This window comes from Arundinibacter roseus, from assembly GCF_004348825.1.
GTDB classification, from domain to species: Bacteria; Bacteroidota; Bacteroidia; order Cytophagales; family Spirosomataceae; genus Arundinibacter; species Arundinibacter roseus.
Genome location: NZ_SMJU01000002.1, coordinates 155,472 through 177,363, shown reverse-complemented (window position 1 = coordinate 177,363; position 21,892 = coordinate 155,472). Strand labels below are relative to the sequence as shown.

16 protein-coding genes are annotated in these 21,892 nt (G+C 47.0%); 11 read left to right on the top strand and 5 right to left on the bottom strand.

Annotation, left to right across the window (positions count from 1 at the left end):
- Positions 1-30 precede the first annotated feature (30 nt).
- From EZE20_RS03220 to EZE20_RS03190, 7 genes are all read left to right on the top strand, one after another.
- Positions 31-816: an L-fucose dehydrogenase gene (locus EZE20_RS03220; RefSeq protein WP_132114450.1), complete on the top strand. Its 786-nt coding sequence runs from the start codon at positions 31-33 to the stop codon at positions 814-816.
- Positions 817-1,205: 389 nt separating this feature from the next.
- A complete protein-coding gene (locus EZE20_RS03215; protein ID WP_132114448.1) occupies positions 1,206-1,880 on the top strand; it encodes an RNA polymerase sigma-70 factor in 675 nt (224 codons plus the stop codon).
- A 57-nt stretch (positions 1,881-1,937) separates the two neighbouring features.
- Complete coding sequence (locus EZE20_RS03210; RefSeq protein ID WP_132114446.1) at positions 1,938-2,966, top strand: FecR family protein; 1,029 nt, start codon at positions 1,938-1,940, stop codon at positions 2,964-2,966.
- A gap of 32 nt (positions 2,967-2,998) precedes the next feature.
- Positions 2,999-6,373 (top strand): SusC/RagA family TonB-linked outer membrane protein, encoded by a 3,375-nt coding sequence (locus tag EZE20_RS03205; protein WP_132114444.1) that lies wholly within the window; start codon positions 2,999-3,001, stop codon positions 6,371-6,373.
- Positions 6,374-6,408: 35 nt separating this feature from the next.
- Positions 6,409-8,088 carry a RagB/SusD family nutrient uptake outer membrane protein gene (locus EZE20_RS03200; protein WP_132114442.1) on the top strand — a complete coding sequence of 560 codons (1,680 nt, stop codon included), beginning with the start codon at positions 6,409-6,411 and terminating at the stop codon, positions 8,086-8,088.
- A 36-nt stretch (positions 8,089-8,124) separates the two neighbouring features.
- A complete protein-coding gene (locus tag EZE20_RS03195; RefSeq protein ID WP_132114440.1) occupies positions 8,125-9,453 on the top strand; it encodes a polysaccharide pyruvyl transferase family protein in 1,329 nt (442 codons plus the stop codon).
- 11 nt (positions 9,454-9,464) lie between these two features.
- Positions 9,465-10,751: a polysaccharide pyruvyl transferase family protein gene (locus tag EZE20_RS03190; RefSeq protein ID WP_132114438.1), complete on the top strand. Its 1,287-nt coding sequence runs from the start codon at positions 9,465-9,467 to the stop codon at positions 10,749-10,751.
- Between the two features lie 322 nt (positions 10,752-11,073).
- On the opposite strand, the gene EZE20_RS03185 is transcribed toward EZE20_RS03190, so the two are convergent.
- The 4 genes from EZE20_RS03185 to EZE20_RS03170 form a co-directional block, all read right to left on the bottom strand.
- Positions 11,074-11,466 carry a helix-turn-helix domain-containing protein gene (locus tag EZE20_RS03185; RefSeq protein ID WP_132114436.1) on the bottom strand — a complete coding sequence of 131 codons (393 nt, stop codon included), beginning with the start codon at positions 11,464-11,466 and terminating at the stop codon, positions 11,074-11,076.
- Positions 11,467-11,494: 28 nt separating this feature from the next.
- Positions 11,495-11,587, bottom strand: coding sequence for a type II toxin-antitoxin system HigB family toxin (locus tag EZE20_RS03180; protein WP_262709637.1), 93 nt, complete (start codon positions 11,585-11,587; stop codon positions 11,495-11,497).
- Between the two features lie 462 nt (positions 11,588-12,049).
- Positions 12,050-13,429, bottom strand: coding sequence for a dicarboxylate/amino acid:cation symporter (locus EZE20_RS03175; protein WP_132114434.1), 1,380 nt, complete (start codon positions 13,427-13,429; stop codon positions 12,050-12,052).
- Positions 13,430-13,601: 172 nt separating this feature from the next.
- A complete protein-coding gene (locus EZE20_RS03170; protein ID WP_132114432.1) occupies positions 13,602-14,906 on the bottom strand; it encodes a dicarboxylate/amino acid:cation symporter in 1,305 nt (434 codons plus the stop codon).
- A gap of 241 nt (positions 14,907-15,147) precedes the next feature.
- Here EZE20_RS03170 and EZE20_RS03165 point away from each other — a divergent pair, with 241 nt between their 5' ends.
- The 3 genes from EZE20_RS03165 (at position 15,148) to EZE20_RS03155 (ending at position 18,125) form a co-directional block, all read left to right on the top strand.
- Complete coding sequence (locus EZE20_RS03165; protein ID WP_132114430.1) at positions 15,148-15,585, top strand: hypothetical protein; 438 nt, start codon at positions 15,148-15,150, stop codon at positions 15,583-15,585.
- A 211-nt stretch (positions 15,586-15,796) separates the two neighbouring features.
- Positions 15,797-16,711, top strand: a complete 915-nt coding sequence (locus EZE20_RS03160; protein WP_132114428.1) for an ABC transporter ATP-binding protein — start codon at positions 15,797-15,799, stop codon at positions 16,709-16,711.
- A gap of 67 nt (positions 16,712-16,778) precedes the next feature.
- Positions 16,779-18,125: an ABC transporter permease gene (locus tag EZE20_RS03155; protein WP_132114426.1), complete on the top strand. Its 1,347-nt coding sequence runs from the start codon at positions 16,779-16,781 to the stop codon at positions 18,123-18,125.
- A gap of 97 nt (positions 18,126-18,222) precedes the next feature.
- On the opposite strand, the gene EZE20_RS03150 is transcribed toward EZE20_RS03155, so the two are convergent.
- Entirely contained in the window at positions 18,223-18,486 is a 264-nt protein-coding gene (locus EZE20_RS03150; protein WP_132114424.1) for a DUF2442 domain-containing protein, read from the bottom strand.
- A 340-nt stretch (positions 18,487-18,826) separates the two neighbouring features.
- Between EZE20_RS03150 and EZE20_RS03145 the strand changes: the two genes are divergently transcribed.
- Positions 18,827-21,796 carry a glycosyltransferase family 117 protein gene (locus EZE20_RS03145; RefSeq protein WP_132114422.1) on the top strand — a complete coding sequence of 990 codons (2,970 nt, stop codon included), beginning with the start codon at positions 18,827-18,829 and terminating at the stop codon, positions 21,794-21,796.
- Positions 21,797-21,892: the final 96 nt, after the last annotated feature.

Here is a 21,892-nt window from a genome sequence, read left to right as displayed (position 1 = left end):
TTACTGATTTTACCACTAATCACTCAAAAAATGAATCTGAATTTACAGGATAAAGTAATACTCGTAACCGGCGGTGCCAAAGGAATTGGTGAAGGCATTTGTCAGGTACTATCCGCCGAAGATGCAATTCCGGTAATAGTTGGCCGCAATCAGGCTGATAATCAGGCGACAGTCGAAAAACTTACCGCCGCAGGCGGGAAGGCTTTTGCCGTAACCGCCGAACTATCTCAGCCCGACGAATGCCGCAAGGCCGTGGCCGAAGTGGTGGCAGCTTTTGGCCGCATCGACGGGCTTGTAAATAATGCCGGTGTGAACGACGGCGTTAGTCTGGAAAACGGAAGTTACGAATCGTTTGTCGCCTCCTTGCATAAAAACCTGGTTCATTACTACCTGATGGCTCATTATGCGCTGCCCTATTTGAAAGAATCAAAAGGCGCTGCAATTGTGAACGTTACGTCCAAAACCGCCGAAACCGGACAGGGCGGCACCTCCGCCTATGCCGCTGCCAACGGAGGCCGCAACGCTCTGACCCGCGAGTGGGCCGTCGAATTGCTACCGTATAGCATTCGCGTAAATGCCCTGATTGTAGCCGAATGCTACACACCTATGTATCAGGACTGGATTCAGTCAATGCCCGATCCTGAAAAAAAGCTGGCGGAGATTAACGCAAAAATTCCTTTTGAAAAGCGCATGACCACCGCCGAAGAAATAGCAAACATGGTGGTTTTTCTGCTTTCGGACCGCTCGGGTCATACCACCGGGCAGCTGATCCATGTGGATGGTGGTTACGTACATCTCGACCGGGCAATTGGTTGAGGTGTTTTTCAATTGTAGCTTAAAATAAAACGTATCAACGTGAAGCAATGCTGATTTTTATACGAAGCTACGGCATGACCTACGTTTAAGTAGGTCAAAATTCTTTCAATCGGGGTAAAGAAACGGCAATTTTCTTTACCCCGATTTTTTTATTCTGCTAAAACCCTTTTCCTGAATCCTGAATAAAATGCGGCTTTTGAGTTAAATAGGTAACTTTTGTACTAAAATTTAATTGCCACCCTCACAGGATTGTCACTCCGAAAAATGGGTGATTTCACTTTTCCCAAAAAAAATTTAAATTTTCTCTACGTATTTTCAGTTGTGAATTTGTCTATACACCTCAGCATTCTTGAATAATATCAGGAAAAAGTAGACCAAATCACAGCCAAATGTCTCAAATTACACCTTTGGATCCCTGGCAAAGTCAGGAAGAATCAGATAAAGGACCTCGGAAGGATTTCAGTCAGGAAGAAAATCTGAATGCATATCAGGCGGATACGACCGAACTTTTGATCCGAAAAACATTCGAAACGAATCCCCAAAAGGGCTGCGAACTGCTCTTTCGGCGCTACTACCGCGCCATGTGCACGCATGCCGTTCGGTTTGTATACTCCAAGGAAATTGCCGAAGATATCGTGGGAGAAATTTTTTACAGCTTCTGGAATACCAAGGCCTACGAATCAGTCACCACTTCCTACCGTGCCTACTTGTTCAGGTCTGTACGTAACCGCTCATACAATTATTTATCAAACGATTTACGGAAGTCAGATTCACTCCTGACCGTACAGCCGCATCAGTTGGCGCAGGTAGAAACTCCCGAACAGCTTATGCAGATTGAAGAGCTTTTGGAGAAAGTAAATGCCCTGATTTCGACGCTTACGCCCCAATGCCGAAAAGTTTTTTTGATGAATCGTTTTGAAGGACGTGCACCAAAAGACATTGCAACCGAACTGAATCTCTCAAACCGAACCATCGAAACCCACATCTATAAAGCACTCAGTATCCTGAAATCAGGTCTGAAAGATCAGTGGCTTTGGCTCACAATTCTTTCGTTTTGTCACTAACATACTACGTATAAATCAGACTTGGTTTGTCTGTCACGTAAAGAAATAAATCTACTCATGGAAACAAACGTACACAAATATTTACTCTTCGATCATTTTGCAGGCAAAAGTACAGCAATGCAAAAGCGATTGATTGAAGATTGGCTGAAACATCCTCAGAATCAGGAGCTTTTTTATGAGTGGCTCGTGGAATGGGAACGGCATTCACCACAATATCTGCCTGAACTTGATCAGAAGCTGGAAGCCTACATCCAACACATGGCACACTCGCAACACGCCGGGACGGCTGAGCAGCCAGAAACTATTCAGGAGAATACATCCGAACAAGGTGGATCGCCCTGGCGCTTCAACCGCCGACTCCTATGGAGCGCCGCTTCTTTGTTTTTTGTGTTGGGGCTTGCTGCCTGGCTTTTGCAGGATATGTGGCTGTATACGACTTACCGCACGGCCTACAACGAAACCAAAACGCTGAACCTCATCGACGGCACCAAAGTGATTTTGAACTCTAATTCTTCTCTTAAAATCCCATCTTTTGGGTTTGGAAATCGTACCCGGGAAGTGATACTTACCGGAGAAGCCAATTTTTCTGTAAAGCACACACTTGATAATCAGAAATTTATCGTAAAAACCCCTCAAAATCTGGAAGTAGTTGTGTTGGGAACGGAGTTTACCGTTTACTCCCGGGTACGCGGTTCCAAAGTTGTGCTGGATAAAGGAAAAGTGCAGCTCCGGTATCAGCAGGGCAACACGCAAAAAGAAATGATGATGGCACCCGGCGACCTCGTAACGGTGGATCTCGCAGGGCTTGCCAATGTACGTAAAATCCAAAATCCAAAGAATCATGCGGCATGGGCGGCGCATCGCTTTGTTTTTGAAGGCACTACTTTACAGGAACTTACGCAACTTTTTGAAGATAATTTTGGCCTGAAAATCCGCATTGAAGGCGAAGAATTGAAAAAACTTACCCTCTACGGATCTTTTCAGGCCCACTCAGCCGAAGAACTGTTAAAAGCCCTTACCGAAGCCGCCAATCTTAGTTATACCATTCAAAATGATTCAATTATTGTAACCGACTCTTTATTCTAAAAAATATTAACCTATTTTTAAATCTATTCTTTATGAAAAAACGCATGTACTTTCTACTATCTGCTCTCCTGATGCTTGGTGTCTCCGGCACGTTGCATGCGCAGGTATGGGCACGGGCTCAACAGGTTCAGCAGCAGGTAAAAGCTGACAAACAAGGGAAATTCAGAAAATTGAAGGATGTTCTCTTTGAATTGAAGAAAAAACATCAGGTGGATATTCTTTATTTTGGTAAAAATATTGAAGAATATCAGGTTCCTGCCGAACATTATGATCCGTCCCAAACACTGGAACAGAACCTCAATCGGCTGCTTTCACCGCTGAATTTAACTTTTAAAAAATCGGGTAAAGGCGGCTATATTATCAGCAGTAAAACTGCTTCCCGCAGTACCTCTTCTACCTCAGAATCGAAGACGACTCTGCCGGGAACCGAAAAAAATGAAGTCATCAACCAATCCGAGTCCGTCATCGCCGAGCGTACCGTCGCAGCGTCTACGATCAAAAATGTAGCTGAACTGAATATTTCCGGAAAGGTTGTTGACCAGGAAAACAACGCACCGCTGCCTGGCGTAAGTATTTTGATTAAGGGTATGCAGCGCGGAACCACCACCAATAGCGAAGGCGCGTATACACTGACCGTTCCGGATGAAAACGCAGTGCTCATTTTCAGTTTTGTTGGCTATACCGCCGAAGAACGCACCGTCGGAAACCAACAGGTCATTAACGTAAGCCTGCAAACGGACACCAAAGCCCTGGGCGAATTGGTCGTGGTAGGTTACGGAACGCAACGCAAAAAAGACCTGACGGGCTCCGTTGTACGGATAGATCCTAAACTCAATGCAACGAATCCAAACGTGAATGTGTCGCAATCCCTGCGGGGTTCGGTGGCCGGGGTTACGGTCATTGACACCGGCAGACCGGGAGCCGACGGAACCATTTCGATTCGGGGAAATGCTTCTATTTCTGCAAGCAATGCACCGCTCATAATTTTGGACGGAATCATTTATACCGGAGGACTTTCGGATATAAATTCCAATGATATAGAATCTATTGACATTTTGAAAGATGCCAGTTCGGCAAGTATTTATGGGTCTCGGGCCACGAACGGGGTGATTTTGATCACGACCAAAAAAGGTACGTCCGCTCAGCCCCGACTGACCTATAACGCTTATTACGGCATGTCGGATTTTGCCAATACTCCTAAAATGATGGGCCCTGAAAGGTATTTGCAAATGAAAGAAGATGCCGCTGATTTTTTGGGCAGACCGCTGATTCTGAATCCCATTGAGGAAGCAAACCGCGCCGCAGGAAGAACGATTGACCCGTGGCTGGCAATTGCACAGGATGCGCCGATGTACAACCACGAGCTCAGTCTTTCGGGACGCACAGAACGTGTAAATTATTATGTATCAGGTTCATATACCAACATGAAGGGCCGGGTAATGGGCGATAATTTCAGCCGGTTTTCCTCACGTCTCAATCTGGACATCACCTTAACTGACTGGCTATCAATCGGAACAAATACAGGTTTTACCATCAAAGATTACTCGGGTATTCGGGCCAATTTTGAGACCGCCAGTTACCTAAGCCCTTATTCTTCGCTTTACTACGACGATGGAGAGTTGAAAAGCCTGCCAATGGATGACGGTATTGCGCCAAACCCTATTTTTAATACCGTACGAAACGACCACCTGAGCCTTTCCAACACGCTTTTCAATAATGCGTATATGGATATTAAGTTGCCGATTCCGGGTTTGACCTATCGTCTCAACATGGGAAATAATCTCCGGTTCAATGAAGATGCCAACTTCACTCCCTCGATCAATGAGCCCCGCGACAACAATTTCCGGCTCGCCAATGGCAGCAAAGCTACCCGCAAGCACCACTACCTGACGGTGGAAAACATTGTAAAATACAACAAAAATTTTGGCGAGAATCACGCCTTTGATTTAACTCTTTTACAGAGTTTTGAGCGTACCAAAGAAAGCGGTTCTTCGCTGTCGAGCAATAACATTTTCAGTGATGTACTATCCTATAATGGTTTAGGTATTGGTGAAAATCAACTGATTAGCACCACGGCTACGCAGTCGCAGGCAACGTCGTACATGGGGCGTGTTGGGTACCGCTTGCTGGACAAATACCTCTTCAATTTCACGATCCGTCGTGATGGCTACTCGGCTTTTGGATCTGGGCGTAAATTCGGAAATTTCCCTTCGGTAGGTTTGGGGTGGATGGTTTCGGATGAGAAATTCATGAGTGACATTTCCTGGGTTAATTACCTGAAAGTCAGATATTCCTATGGCAAAAATGGCAACCGGGGCATCAACCCGTACTCATCACTCAGCAACATGACCCAAAGCGGCAATCAGTACGTATTTGGTGATAATGGCGTGACGAGCATTGGTATTACTCCTACCTCAATGGCGAACCGCCTGCTCGGCTGGGAAACTACGGTTGCTTCTAATTATGGATTAGATTTCAGTTTGTTTCAAAACAAAGTATCGGGTTCGGTAGAATATTATTCCATGAATACCTCGGATTTGCTGCTTGATCTCCGCATACCAAATATGACGGGCTATGAAATCTTCTTTACAAATATTGGCGCTACAAGCAACCGGGGAGTTGAAGTTACACTCAATACGACTAACTATACACACCAAAAATTCAGCTGGACAAGTAACTTTGTTTTTACGCTAAATCGCAACAAAATCACGAGTTTGTCGGGCAACGATCTGAACGGCGATGGTATCGAAGATGATGACATAGCCAGCAATCGGTTCATTGGCCACCCGCAGGGAACAAACTTCAACTATGTGTGGGACGGAATCTGGCAGGAAGGCGAAGAAAACGTGATTGATCCAAGTGCGAAGCCAGGCTATGTGAAATTTAAAGACATCAACGGCGATGGCAAAATCGGACCGGAAGATCGGCAGGTGCTGCATTCCTCACAACCCGATTTCTCAACCGGACTTACCAACCGACTGGCGTATGGTGGATTTTCGCTCTCAGTATTCCTCAATGCCCGTATCGGCGGATATAGTGGCAACAGCCTGCTGAACCACGGCAATAACTTTTTTGATCGGGTAAACCTGATGGACCTTCCTTACTGGACCCCCGAAAATCCGCTGACGGATCGGCCAAGTATCGGCTATCCCAACCTGCTTGGCTATGGCTTTTATCAAAGCCGCACGTTTGTGCGCCTGCAGGATGTGAGTTTGGCCTACGAACTACCCGAAAGTTTGCTCAAAAAAACCCGCCTCAATCAGCTTAAAGTGTATGTAAGCGGCAAAAACCTGCATACCTGGACCGGTTGGGACGGCTGGGATCCAGAGCACGGATCAGGTGGCCGGAACGTTACGAATGGTCCGCTGATGCGCTCGTGGGTCGTAGGTATATCTTTGGGTTTATAAAATTTCAGGTTGATTTAACCATAAAAAACAAGATCATGAAATCAAACATAAAAGTACTAATTCAGCTGTGTTTTGCCGGCTTGCTCCTCGTTCTGAGCGGTTGTCAGGAATCATTTTTAGACGAAAAACCGCTGGACCGATTCAGTCCGGAAAATCTTTTGAGTAACAAAGCGGGCTTTGAATCCATTTTGGTAGCTCTTCACAAAAATGCCCGCGATGAAAGAACCCTCGACCGTCCCGATCAAATGGGTACGGGGACGGATGTAAGCACAAGCGGCGTTGCCGACGGACGGTTTATGAAAGATTATCGACTGGTGCTTCCCAACGATCAAATTGTCGGTTATTATTGGGATTGGGCGTATGCGTCCATGTTAAAAAATGCGAATCTGATTATTACAAGAGCCGAAAATCCAGAGATTAACTGGACGGCCGAAGAGAAAAATCAGGTGGTAGCAGAAGCTCGCTTTTTCAGAGCATTTACCTACAACGTACTCGTGAATCTTTTCGGCGGTGTGCCCATCGTCGATCAGGAACTAACCGCCCCACGCTTTGATTTTACCCGCGCAAGCCGCACCGAAGTGCTTCAATTTATTCAGGCTGATCTTGAATTTGCCTCTCAGAATTTACCACTTGTGGGTTCAGACCCGACCAAAGATGGCCGGATTTTCAGAGCCGCCGCCCTGCATCTTTTGTCGGAAGTATACATCAGCCTGGGTCAGGCGACCAAAGATGCCTCCTTTTACGACAAAGCCATTGCCGCTGCCACACAGGTACTCGACGGCTCTGCGGGTGCGTATCAGCTCATGACCAAACGCTTTGGCGATACAAGTCGTCCGGGCGACGCATTTTCGGATCTTTTCTGGACCAATCAGCAAAACCGAGGCTCCGGAAATCTGGAAACGATTTGGGCCGTTCAGTATGAGTTCTTAACCGTAGGCGGCGCCGAAGGTCAAAATCACGATTTGCGATGGTGGGGCCCACAATTTGAAAACATCCGCTCCCCGGACAACAAGCGTATTCTGGTGAGCGACAGCATCGGACGTAGTCAGGGTGGCAACCGGCCCACCAACTATTTTTTCTATGACATCTGGAAAGATAATTTTAAAAATGACATGCGTAATTCGCACCATAACATTCGCCGGGTATGGATTTACAATGACAAAACTTCGGAGTTTTTTGGCCAACAGGCTCGCTACACGGTAGCCAATGGCCGGGCGGTTATTGCCCGTCCCGACGGCACGCCTACCACTATTGCCGTGGATACGCTCCGCTGGTTTTATCCTATGATCCGTAAAATTGAGGGTCAGCTTCCGGCGCCTCTTTCGGGCCGTACCAACAACGACCAAGTCAGAATGCGGTTAGCTGAAACTTATTTACTCCGGGCCGAAGCGCATATTCATAAAGGAAATATGGCGCTTGCAGCCGCCGACCTCAACGTCGTACGCAGCCGCGCCAATGCAAAACCCGTAGAAGCTGCTGATGTAAGCCTGGACTATCTGCTGGATGAGCGTGCCCGCGAGCTAACCGTAGAGGAAGCACGCCGCCGGACGTTGGTGCGGCTGGGGAAACTGTACGAACGCGCCACCCGCTACAACTGGGACGCCAAAGCGACGATGCAGCCCTACCATGAGCTATGGCCAATCCCACAAAAAGCCATTGATGCCAATCGGGAAGCAGTTCTTGAACAAAATCCTGGGTATCCCGGAGCAAAATAGGTACCTTACTTTTTCGACATTCAGTAACCAAAACGTATGCAAAGTCGCCGTTCGTTCATAAAAGCCTCTGCTGTCACAGCTGCCTCGCTGTCTATCAACAGTCCATTGCCTCCAACGCTGTCGTCGGCAGTGGCTGAAAAACCCAATCCAACCATCTTGCTGCGGTCGTCCTGGAATGACAAAAACATCGGCGACATTGGCCACACGCCCGGCACCCTGCGGATTCTGGAACGGCACCTGCCACAAGCCAAAATTATCCTGTGGCATGCGTCGCCGCGCCCGGTTACGGAGGAGCTTATCCGGCGCAATTTCCCCAAAGTAACAATTGTTCAGGGAGAATTTGCCGGGCAAAACACGAGTGCAGAGGTGATGAAAGCATTTGAGAGCGCCGATTTTTATATTCATAATTCGGGCATGAGCATGAACTACGGCCTGTTCAATTATGACTGGGGATCTGTTATGTCGAGTCTTACGCCTTTTTTGTATTGCCACGAAAAAGGCATTCCTTTTGGTTTGTACGGGCATTCATTCGACAAATTTGCGCCCCCTTCTGACCTGCTATTTCGGGATGTGCTCAGCCGGGCAGCTTTTATCTACTGCCGCGATAGCGAATCGGTCAAGCATATTAAAGAATTGGGTTTCAAAGCTCCCGTGATGGAATTTGCACCCGACGGATGTTTTGGCATTGATGTGCGGGATGAAGAAAAAGGCCTGGCGTATTTGAAAGCCAACGCCCTGGAAGAACAGAAATTTCTGGTGGTCGTTTTGCGAACCAACACGCCGCATTTGGGAAGTACCGGACAAGGCAACCTAATGAATCCGGCGCAAACTCCGGAGAAAAAAGCAGAAGATCAGAAACGCCTGGATAAAGTCAAGGCTCTGATTACGCATTGGGTACGCACCACCGGCCATAAAGTACTGATTGCCCCCGAAGCACTCAAAGAAACGGTTTATGGAAAAACGATGCTGTATGACACGCTGGAAGACGATATAAAAAGTAAAACGGTTTTTCGGGAAACGTTCTGGAACGCCGATGAAGCGATGTCGGTCTACGCCCGCGCGCATACAATTTTTGGAATGGAGCCGCACTCGCTCATCATGGGTCTTGCGACGGGTGTGCCGATCATGCACGCACGCCCCGTAGCACACGGCCGCAAGGGCTGGATGTTTCAGGATATAGGCCTGCCCGAATGGCTGTTCGACATTGATGAAGCACCTGCCTCTGCCCTGCAATCTACACTGACGACAATTGTCAAAGAATATCCCGCAGCGAAGCAAAAGGTACAAAAAGCAATGACTTTCGTAGCCCAACGCCAAAAAGCCACGATGGATCAGCTTGGCAAAATTCTTTCTAAATCATCCTGAGTATCAACGTTATGAATCGAAGAAAATTTATTAGCCAAACTGGCCTTCTTTCGGCTGCTTTCCTGAGCACATTTGATGCAATGGCCCGCCAAATTGAAGGTGCCGTTCGGAAAGACAATCCGTTGATTATGATTACGTCGGGCTGGCAACCTGTAAATATTGGCGACATTGCCCACACACCTGGACTCATTGGATTATTAAAAAAACGATTGCCCAATGCCCGACTGATTCTTTGGAAAAAAAGTAAAAATCAGGGCGTAGAGGATATGCTCGTAAAGCATTATCCTGGACTTAACATTATTCACGGAAGCGTAAACAAAGCCTTTGAGTCCCAAAGCGAGGAGGTAAAACAGGCGTTTCGTGAGGTAGATTTTTTTATACACGGTTCGGGTCCTTCGGTAGTTGCGCAGGACTATCTGGAAGCGTGGCATCGCCAAACAGGCAAGCCTTTCGGGATTTTTGGCGTCACGATCGGGAATGTATCGCCTTCGCTGCAAATACTTTTGCCACAGGCCAAATTTATATTTACCCGCGAAACGGCATCCATCGAGGTGCTTAAAAAAGCCGGCATTACCGGAGAGCACATTGCGTTTGCACCGGATGCTACCTTCGATCTTGAAATTCAGGATAAAGCCAAAGCCCAACAATTTATGGATACACATGGGCTGGAAAACCGCAAATTTATTTGTGTGATTCCCCGGCTTCGCGTAACACCCTACTACAAATTCAATGCAAATAAATCGGGGTGGAGCGATGAATATATCAAGCAGGTTGATACGCTGAATGATGCCAAGAAAGAAGTAGATCATGCCAAACTCCGCGAGGCGATGATTGCGTGGGTACGGACCACCAAAAATAAAATTGTGGCTTGCCCCGAAATGACCTATCAGGTAGATATTATCGACGAATTATTGATTGATCCGTTGCCTGATGATGTAAAACCTTTTGTCGTAAAACATGACTATTGGTATCCCGACGAGGCGGCTTCCCTCTACGCAAAAGCACATACCGTGCTTAGTTTTGAATGCCACTCTCCCATCATCGCGGCAGTTAATGGCACCCCGGCCTTTTACCTGCGTCAACCGCAGGACACCATCAAAGGTCAGATGTACTATGATTTGGGGTTGTTTGACTGGACCTTCGAAATTGAGCAAAGTACAGGTGCCCAAATCACCGAACAGCTCATGCGCATTCATTCGGATTATCCGGCTTCGCTCGCAAACGTAAAGAAGTCTCTTGCCAAAGTTCAAAAACAATATGACCTGGCGTTTTCGATTGTGAAGGAGAAGATTAGTTAGAGTAAAGGCCTGTAAATAGCATTTAGGTTATTAGCGGAACATCGCCCAGCCATTAGTTTTTTATTGTACTGATAATTAATTATTTGCAACATTATTTAATTATCTTAATTGAGCCATTTTTTATATTTTCTCACCAAAAATGGCTCAAAAATATAAAATCAGGTTTAGTTGGTTTGATTTCTAATGAAAAGGAGGCGGAATTGGTAACGATTCATTTTGAATACTTGTCTTAAATTTATGAAAGGCCACACATTCAAAATTTGAAGTTTTTTTTGCACGGTTAACCCTATTCAAAATTGACACACTTTATTGAACACTCTCACTATGCCGGCTGATGCGTCTGTTTTCCATTCAGCTCATAGGGTTGGATTAAAAGCTCAACAGATAAGCCAAGGTTAGTCGAAAGCGCCCGAATCATCTCAATCGTCAATGCTCTTTTCCTGTTAAGTATCTGGCTCACAGAAGTTTTATTACCTATAAATGGCACAAGGTCTTTGTCCTTCAAAGACAGATCCTCCATCCGTTCTTTTATTGCCTCAATGGGATCCGGCAGCTCAACGGGGTAGTGTTCACTCTCATATTTTCCGATTAGAGTCACCAACACCTCCAGCTCTTCGCCCTCCGGAGTATTAGGCGCTGCCAGGAAAATATCCTGCATCCTTTTCATAGCCCGGATATACTGCTCCTCATTCTTAATAGCTTCGACAGTTATCATACAATCCTTAGTTACAATTTTGTTACAACTAGTAAAGGTTTACAGTAGTAGCATCCACTTTGTCATATTCGGCATGAGTCCCAATAAAACACACCCGCACAACCTTGAAGTGATAATTGATGGCTACTATCAGCCGGTGCTTGTTTCCGGAAATGTTGAAGATTACTCTGCTATTTTTTTCCAGCCTTTGCTGGTATTCTCACCAAACAAACTCCGCAATTAGGAAGAATGCTTTCAGTGAAAAATACCAACAAAGGCTCAAAACAGTAAGTAATTAAGCAAATTTAGTTTAGAGTATAATTTTTTAATGGGCATCTCTTGAATAATAGTACTACTTATGCCTCGTAGAGGCTTACCGTTAGTAGAATAATGTCCATTTAATCTCTCATGAGCTCCGTTAGGAGCGGCCCGTGGGTGCTGCTGATGGTTCGCTCCTAACGGAGCTAGTTATACTCATTATCAACAAATTGACTACAAACGGTTAGCCCGGCATGGAATGCTCCTACGGAGCATTTGAGAGTTTATATATTTAGAATATAATCTAATTTTGCACGATTACTTAATAACCTAAATTTATTTGTCCCTACACCGCCACCTGATCCGAGGCGTGCATTTTGGCGTCGTCCAGTTCTCCTTCCCAACGGCCAACCACGGCAGTTGCCAGGCAATTCCCAATCACGTTGACGGAGGTTCGTGCCATATCCATGAGTTCGTCGATGCCCATAATCAGCAGAACGGGCCATTCGGGCAGACCAAAATTTGCCACAGCACCCAGCAGAATGACCAACGTGGCGCGGGGGATTCCGGCTACGCCTTTGCTGGTAAGCATCAGCAAAAAAACCATCGCAATTTGCTGACCAATCGGAAAATCAACGCCGGCGGCCTGCGCTACGAAGATAGTCGCCAATGACAGGTACAGCGTGGAGCCATCGAGGTTAAAGCTGTATCCGGTGGGCATCACAAAGGAAACGATCTGACGCGGCACGCCAAATTTTTCCATTTTTTCCATCGCTTTCGGCAAAGCTGACTCTGAACTCGTGGTGGCAAAAGCAATGGATACGGGTTCGGCAATCGTCTTGGCGAATTTCAGCAAGGGGATGCGGGCAAAGAGTGCCACCGGCACTAGCACAAACAACAAAAACGCCAGCAATGCGCAGTAAAGCGTAACGAGCAGCATGGCCAGATTTCGCAGAACGTCAATCCCCATATGACCGACCGTTTCGGCAATAGCCGCCCCTACGCCAATCGGCGCAAAGAGCATGATGATCTTGGTAAATTTGAACATTACCTCGGCCAGAAGCTCTACGCCACCCACAAATTTCTCTTTTTTTACCGTGGGCAACATGGCAAGCGCCACGCCAAATATGATGCTGAAAACCACGACCTGAAGCACGTCGCCGTGGTAGATGGATTTGGCGATATTTTCGGGGAACGTGTGCAAAATAATGTCCTGCCAGCCCTGCTGCTCGACGGGAGGGAGTTCGCCACTGAAATTGGCAGGTGCCAGAATGCCTTCGCCGGGCTTGAACCAATTGGCAAAAAACAGCCCGATAAACAAGGCAACCGTAGTAACAACCTCAAAATACAACAAGGATTTCCAGCCCATCCGACCGACCTGTTTGAGGTCCGAGTGCCCGGCAATGCCCGCTACTAGGGTCGCAAACAACAGGGGAGCAATGATGGTTTTGATCATTTTGAGGAAAATCTGCCGAAGAAAGCGCAGGTTCTGAGCAAATTCAGGAAAGTCGTAGCCGATTTCGGTACCCACCAGCATAGCTACTAAAATGGAGGTAGTCAGATTTTTGCGGATAATTGCATAGGCCAGCAGTCCGGCCAGGGCTGCCCAGCGAAGCCCCAGCAACACCGGACCGGGCAACAGTAAAATTTCATATTCATTTAGCAACGTGGCCACGGCTGCCAGAGAAACGAGTACCCAATTCAGTAGTAAACTGTTTTTTTTCATACAAAATGAAAGCAAGATAAAATGAGTGAGACAGGGGCTTTTAAAGTTTATTCCAAGAAGTAAACTTATAAAAAAAAGGTATGCAGATGGTGGCCCATGCTGCATACCCCAATAAAATTTTTCAGGATTTCTTTCCTTTCAAATAAAGATCTGATTTTGTATTTCTTTTATCCTATTCATGCAGATGATCATCCCAGTTTTTGGGTTTCGGGGGGTTTAATTTTCCTAAACTTTTCCCCACTAAAATCGCCACCGTTGCGTCACTCGTTATGTTCACGACCGTGCGGCACATATCGAGCGGACGGTCAATGGCAAAAATCAAGGCGATGCCGGCGGGATTTACCCCGATGGATTCTAGCACAATCACGAGCATCAAAATGCCCGCGCCCGGCACCGCTGCCGAGCCGATAGAAGCCAGGGTTGCGGTAAGGACAATCGTCAGCTGCTCGCCCAGCGTAACATCGTCGCCAAAGGCCTGAGAGATAAACACGGCAGCCACGGCCTGATACAAACTCGTGCCGTCCATGTTGATCGTTGCGCCAACGGGACACACAAAAGAGGCAACTTCTTTTTCGACACCCATGTGCTCTTCTACCCGCTCCATCGTGACGGGCAGCGTGGCAGCACTCGAACTCGTTGAAAAGGCCAGCAATTGCGCGGGAGCAATGCCCCGAAAGAAATCGCCGTACGAAATGCCCGCAAAAATCCGCACCAGGGTGGGATAAAACCCAAAGACCAATAGACCCAAGCCAAGCACCACCGTGAGTGCATAGGCCCCCAATGCCTGAAAAACATCCGGCGAAGGCGACTCTACCACCAAAGCGGCCAACAGCGAAAAGACCCCAAACGGAGCGGCCAGCATGATGAGATCAATCATTTTGAGTACCACTTCATTGACCCCATCAAAAAAACGCTTAACAGGATCAGACTTTTCGGGCTGAATCAGAATGAGTCCGATGCCAAAAAACACCACGAAGAAAATGACCTGCAACATGTTGCCATTAGAACTCGCAGCACCGATAATATTATCAGGCACAATATCTACCAGTGCGCTCAACGGCCCGCGCCCCTGACTTTCGCCCGCTTTGCTGACATTTTGATCCGCATTGGCTCCAAAGCTATTCATAAGCTCGGTGCGGGTGGATTCTTTAATAAAACTGCCGGGATTAATAATATTAACAATTACCAAACCAATAACAACTGCCAAAAGCGTGGTCAAAATGTATAAACCCAACGTGCGGGTACCAAGGCGCGACAATTGCCGAATGTCGTCCAGGTCAGACACACCCTTGATGAGCGAAGCCACAATGAGCGGAATGGCAATGAGTTTTAGCAGGTTAATGAAAATTGTGCCCCAGGGCTTGATCCAGGCAAGCACAAAGTCTTTTCCCCACGCAAACTCCGATAAAATATATCCGGCCAGTACCCCGGCCACCATACCAATCAGAATTTGCCAATGCAGTGCGAGTTTTTTCATAAAAAGGGTTACGAGTTTTTGGTTAAGTAAAGCGATTGACTCCTGGTATTAACAGATTTCTAAACATACTAAAAAAAATGGAAACACAGGCGGGCAATCAGGTACTCAGCCGAGCGGGCCACTCAGTCAAACCAACCACTTACCCACAGATTATCAGGCTGGTATTGATTGTATGCCGTAATTATTTTAGTTTTCATAAAAATTCCTTTCAATCCTTTAACCTTAAAACAGCTCAGCTTGTATGGAACAACCCTTACCGCTTGAAAACGAAGTACGAAACGTATTTTCCAAATTTCCGGCCTTCCCCGAAGGCCTGACCGAATTTTTGGTAACTCTTGCCCCCTGGGGCGCGCTTATTGGTGCATTTTTGGGTGTTTTGGCTTTTCTTAGCCTGCTTGGCCTGGGTTCATTGGCTACGTTTATTTCCATCGGAACCAACAGCTACGGCTCCACCTGGCAAATGTGGGTGGGAATTATTGGTGTAGGTATCAACGCCGTTATTTATATCCTGGCGTTTCAGCCCCTTCGCGCACGAAGCATCAAAGGCTGGACCCTGATGTACTATGCCTTTCTGGTCAATTTGGCGGTAAGTTTGATCTCGCTGAACTTTATTGGCTTAGTACTCAGCTTCCTGATTGGTGGCTGGATTTTGTATCAGGTGCGGCCAAAGTATTCCTGAGCCGCTGTATTTTAAATTTATGCTGCTATTTTTCGGGCGAGCGGATCCTTCCGCTCGCTTTTTGTTATTAACCATTTATCCCGTGCGGCGATTATTCGTCCGATTAGCCATTGTATCCAGCTGCTTTCTTTCGCACCTTTGAGTTCAGAAAGCACCTGGTAGGGTTGCGTAGCTCATTTCTCACAACTAAAAAACTTAACCGCCTTTTCGTATGAATATACTTGAAACTCATCACATTATTAAAGATTATTCCGGGCACCGGGCCCTCGACGATGTCAGCATCAGCATTCCCAAAGGATGTATTTTTGGACTGTTGGGGCCTAACGGAGCTGGTAAAACGTCGTTGATTCGGATCATCAATCAAATCACCGGACCGGACGGTGGTACTATAATTTTTGATGGGCAACCCCTCCACGAGAATCACATCCGGCGCATTGGCTACCTGCCCGAAGAGCGCGGCCTGTACAAAAAAATGAAAGTAGGCGAGCAATTGCTGTACCTGGCTCAGCTCAAAGGCTTGTCGAAAAGTGAAGCCATGGATAAGCTGAAAATCTGGTTTACAAAATTTGATATAAAAACCTGGTGGGACAAAAACGTGGCGGACCTATCCAAAGGCATGCAGCAAAAAGTGCAGTTTGTATCTACGGTTCTGCATCAGCCCGACCTCATCATTCTGGACGAGCCTTTTTCAGGTTTTGATCCCATCAACGCTAACTTGATTCGGGACGAGATTCTGGAACTGCGCCAAAAAGGAAGCACCATCATTTTTTCGACGCACCGCATGGAAACCGTGGAAGAATTATGCGACAATATTGCGCTCATTCACCGATCCAAAAAAGTGCTGGACGGACCCAAGGAAGTGATTAAGGAACAGTTTAAAACGAATACATTTTTTGTAGAATATAGCGGCGAATTGAACGGGCTGACGAGTCAGTACACAGTTCAGAATGCCCGACAGCTGCCGACCGGCTTTTCACGGGCCGACATCAGCCTGCCGCCCGGAACTTCTGCCAATCATCTCATTCAGGAGCTTATCGCTCAGGTAGAGATTCATTCGTTTGGAGAGAATATTCCTACCATGAGCGATATTTTCATGCGGGCGGTCAATGAAGTCCCTGAAAGTTGAATCAGGTTTGTTCCTGTTTTCTGATTTATAAATTCAACGCTTTCCATCCGAAAAAAGACATTTATCAATGAAAAATATACTACTTGTTTTACAGCGCGAATACCTGGTCCGGGTGAAGAAAAAGTCATTCATTATCATGACTTTCCTGGCTCCTCTCCTTTTCGTAGGTTTTTATGCCGCCGTAATCTGGATTGCGGTGGGTAGCACCGACACCAAAACCGTGCAGGTGCTGGACGAGAGCGGTCTGTTTGCCAATCAATTTAAAAATACCGAAGAGTTACGCTTTGTATCCATACAGCAAACGCTCGATACCGCCAAGGCTCAGTTTCAAAGAGGAGATGCCAATGCGCTGGTTTTTATTCCCGAAAACGTGCTCGACAATCCCAAAGGCGTACGGATTTATGCGGCCAAGAACGTCAGCCTGGACCTGAAAAGTGATATTGAAAAAACTATTGAACGGCAGATTGAAAATATAAAACTAACCGAAGCAGGCATTACGCGCAAAGTGCTGGAAGACGCCCGCGTCAATGTCAGTTCTGAAACGATTAGCCTCAACGAAGAAGGTGAAAAAAGCAGCAGTTCCGGTGCAGCCACGGCCATTGGCGGCATTTGCGCCTTTCTGATTTACATTTCCGTTTTTGTTTACGGCACGCAGGTGATGCGCGGCGTAACCGAAGAAAAAACCAGCCGGATTGTGGAAGTAATCATCTCGTCGGTGAAACCCTATCAGCTCATGATGGGCAAAATCATTGGCGTAGCGCTCGTCGGTCTGACGCAATTTGTCCTTTGGATCGTGCTGACCGTCCTGTTGACTTCTGCCGCCGGTGCAATCTTTGGCAGTAAAATGGGCGATGATCCCGAAAAAATGCAGGCCCAAATGGAACAGGTACAGAAAGGAATGCCCGGCGCGGGCATGAATCCCGCCACAACGGCGATGTCGGGTGCAGATAATAATCCGGTAACGGAAGTGCTGGAAGCTGTGGGCAGTTTGAATATTCCCTACATCATTGCCTGTTTTTTGTTTTACTATTTGGGTGGTTACCTGCTGTACAGTGCCTTGTTTGGGGCCGTTGGTGCGGCCGTTGACAACGACGCCGACACGCAGCAATTTATGATGCCCATTACCTTGCCCATTGTTTTCTCCTTTGTTTTTGCCCAAATGGCCCTCCGCGACCCCGACGGCAGCCTTGCCTTCTGGACATCCATCATTCCGTTTACCTCGCCGATTGTCATGATGGTGCGCATTCCTTTTGGCGTACCGATTTGGGAATTAGCCCTTTCGATGGTGCTTTTGGTGCTTGGTTTCATGGGCACCACCTGGCTGGCAGCCCGCATTTACCGCGTCGGAATCCTGATGTATGGCAAGAAAGTTACCTATAAGGAACTCGCCAAGTGGATTTTTTATAAAGCGTAAAGATACCTACGCCAGCTTTCAAAAAAGGCAAAATTACTTATCAGCGGGTTGAGGCTTGTGGTGGGTGGTTTTGCCTTTTTTGTTTCTTGTTTTGTATTTATATCGGGAACTTATTCCTATACAGGTTGCATACCGGAAAAATAACATCCCAGTTTTCCCCCCAAACCAAGGTTCCATTGTCAATTTCAAATTTCTTAAACTCTTCCAGTTCTCTAAATCGGGAATAGTAACCTTTGAGCCGTGCAAAAGGTGCAGTAAAATCTACATCCTGCACGGTATCATCATCAAAATATAACCGTACTACATAACCAGATAGATATTCTGCCCGTAGCACACTTATAGTTTTATCGGTTGCTTTCATTTTATCTTTCTGGTTAACTTTTCATACTCTACTTCCGTGGCCTGAGTCCCCTCAGGCCTACCCACACCCCAACGCACCAAAGCGGCAAAGTTTTTGCTTTCAAATGCACCGGAGAATTGTGTAGATGCAGAAGAAGATTCAAACCTCACTCCTTGAAATACACTTCTTTCCGAAAGGGCCGAAGTACTCATCGGCAGCTTTAACACTTTTTAAGACCCTCAAAAACTTGCCGTTGGGGTTATTTTACTAATTTTGGCACCATATCAAAGAGCACCTGTCTGCTACGTCTGGCGTTCGGAAGGTTTTGCTCCAACTATTTATCCTAAATTAACACCTACCAATGACCCGTTTCAACCGCTTCAACAACCTCACCGGTTGGATTGTATTTGCGATTGCATTTCTGACCTACGCCCTCACCGTTGAGCGTACGGCCAGTTTCTGGGATTGTGGCGAATTTATTGCCTGTGCCTTTAAGCTGCAGGTACCTCACCCACCCGGCGCACCCTTTTTCCTTTTGATTGGCCGGATTTTTTCCATGCTTGCCTTCGGCGACCTCACCCAGGTAGCGTATTGGGTCAACATGGTTTCGGTGCTGAGCAGCGCCTTTACCATCCTTTTTCTTTTCTGGACCATCACTCTGCTGGGACTGAAACTGATTGGCAAATCAGAAGAAAACCTTTCTATTGCTGATTCAATTCTGCTAATTGGCGCCGGATTGGTCGGTGCTTTGGCCTACACCTGGTCCGACTCCTTCTGGTTTTCGGCCGTGGAAGCGGAAGTTTACGGTATGTCGTCGTTTTTTACTGCCATTGTCATATGGGCCGTTTTCAAATGGGAGCGTATTCAGGACCCGGCGGCCGAAAATCGCTGGCTGATTTTTATTGCTTACCTCGTGGGTCTTTCCATTGGGGTTCACTTGCTCAACCTTGTGACTATTCCGGGTTTGGCGCTCGTATACTACTACAAAAAGTTCAACAAAATTACCTTCCTGGGTGGTCTGCTGGCGTTTATTGGCGGTGGCGTTGTTTTGGTGATTATTAATTCGGGTATTATTCCGGGTTTACCCAGCATGGCCGGCAAATTTGAGATTTTCTTCGTCAACACCCTCGGACTTCCCTACGCAAGCGGTACTATTTTCTTTATCATCCTGTTTTTGGGTGCGTTGATATACGGAATTCGTTACTCACATCAGAAACAAAACGCAACGCTCAACACTGCTCTTGTATCGTTGGCCTTTGTATTGATTGGCTACTCCTGCTACCTCATGGTGTTGGTACGGGCCAATTACAACCCGCCTATCAACGAAAACAACCCCGATGGCATTCTAAGCTTTGTGTCGTACCTCAAACGCGAGCAGTACGGTAGCCGACCGCTGCTGTATGGTCCCACGTTTGTGTCGCGTCCTGTGAAGCAAAATCGAGGTGAGCCTATGTACCGCAAACAAAACGGCAAGTATGTGGTCTATGACTACCGCCCGGAATACGAATACGAAGCGAATGCCAACATGCTGCTTCCCCGGATGTACAGCACGCAGAGCAACCACCCGCAGCTTTACCGCCAAATGACAAGCCTTCCCGAAGGCCAGAAACCTTCGATGGGCGACAACCTCGGGTTTATGTTCAGCTACCAAATTGGGCATATGTACTGGCGTTATTTCATGTGGAATTTTGTGGGACGTGAAAGCGACGAAGAAGGCGCTGGTAACCTGCTACCGTTTGATGGTTCCAAAGATTTTCCGTCCATTGTTGCCAATAACAAAGCGCACGACAACTATTATATGCTGCCCTTTATCCTGGGTCTGATCGGAATCGTGATTCAATATTTCCGTCGGCGACGCGACTTGCTGGTGCTTGGGCTACTCTTTTTCCTGACAGGCGTGGCGCTTGTGGTTTACCTCAACTCCCCACCTACCGAACCCCGCGAGCGAGACTATATTTACGTAGGTTCGTTCTACATTTTTTGCATCTGGATTGGTTTTGGTGTCATCGCCATTGCCGATGGGCTAGCAGGTATCCTCAAAAATGCCACCGCACGCGCCGGGCTCGCTACGGCTCTGGGGCTGGTCGTTCCTGCGATGATGGGCTTCAAAGGCTGGGACAACCACGACCGCAGCAACCGCTATCACTCGGTAGATTTTGCCCGTAACCTGCTGAATACCTGCGCACCAAATGCGATTTTGTTCACGGGTGGAGATAATGACACCTTCCCGCTTTGGTACGTTCAGGAAGTAGAAGGTTTCCGGACGGATGTACGGGTTTGTAACCTAAGTCTGTTGGGTACGGATTGGTACATTGATCAGATGAAGCGCAAAACCTACGAGTCTGAGCCGCTGCCGATTTCACTCGAACATGATAATTACATTTTCGGAAAAAATGACATCGTACCTTTCTACGAAATTCCGGGAGTGAAAAACGGAATCAATTTGAAAGAATATCTGGGACTGGTAAAAACCGAAAACCGGGCGATTCAGGTGCCGTTGACAAGCGGAGATATGACGTCCATTCTGCCTTCGTCGGTGCTGTTCTTGCCGGTGGATGTGGAGAGTGTTCAGAAAATGAATCTGCTGAAACCCGACATTGCTCCCTTCCTGCGCGATTCGATCAGCTGGACCATCGGGAAGAATGATCTGTATAAATCAGATTTGATCATGCTCGACATCATCGCTACTAACAACTGGAAACGTCCGATTTATTTTTCTTCGACACTTGCCGGCTCCAACTACCTGAACCTCAAAGAGTACATGCAGGTAGAAGGTTATGCGTACCGTTTGTTGCCGGTGTACGTTCCCAATGCCTCAGACGGATATGTCAATTCGGACGTCATGTACAACAACCTGATGACCAAAATGGCCTGGCGCGAGCTGGACAATCCGAATACCTACTACGACAATACGTTCCTGGGTTCGCCGGTTTTCACCGCCCGGATCGCATTCCTTCGTCTTGTGGGTCAGTTGATTGCCGAACAAAAAATGGATAAGGCAAAACTGGCTCTGAACAAGGTACTGACCGTTATGCCCGACAAAAGCATTCCGTACGATCAGATTTCGGCCAATTACATCCGCCCGCTTTTCCAGTTGGGTGAGGAGAAAAAAGCCCTCGACATTGCTGATACGATGGCCAAGCGCTCGGACGAAAACCTGAATTTTGCCAAAGAGCACGGAGTGACCAATCAGCGCGACAACAACATTGACCTGTACATTCTGCAAACGGTGGTTAGCGCCTGCCGCGAATCAGGCAAAGAAGAAGCCGCTGCCAAATACGATGCGCTATTTCAGAAACACATCGCCGGTTTCAACGTGATGCAGCAGTAGTAGTCGATTTTTAGGTATTGCTTAAATATCTTGGGTATCAAAAAAGGGCCTTTCGGATAAAACCGAAGGCCCTTTTTTAGTAGTTGTAAAAATCCA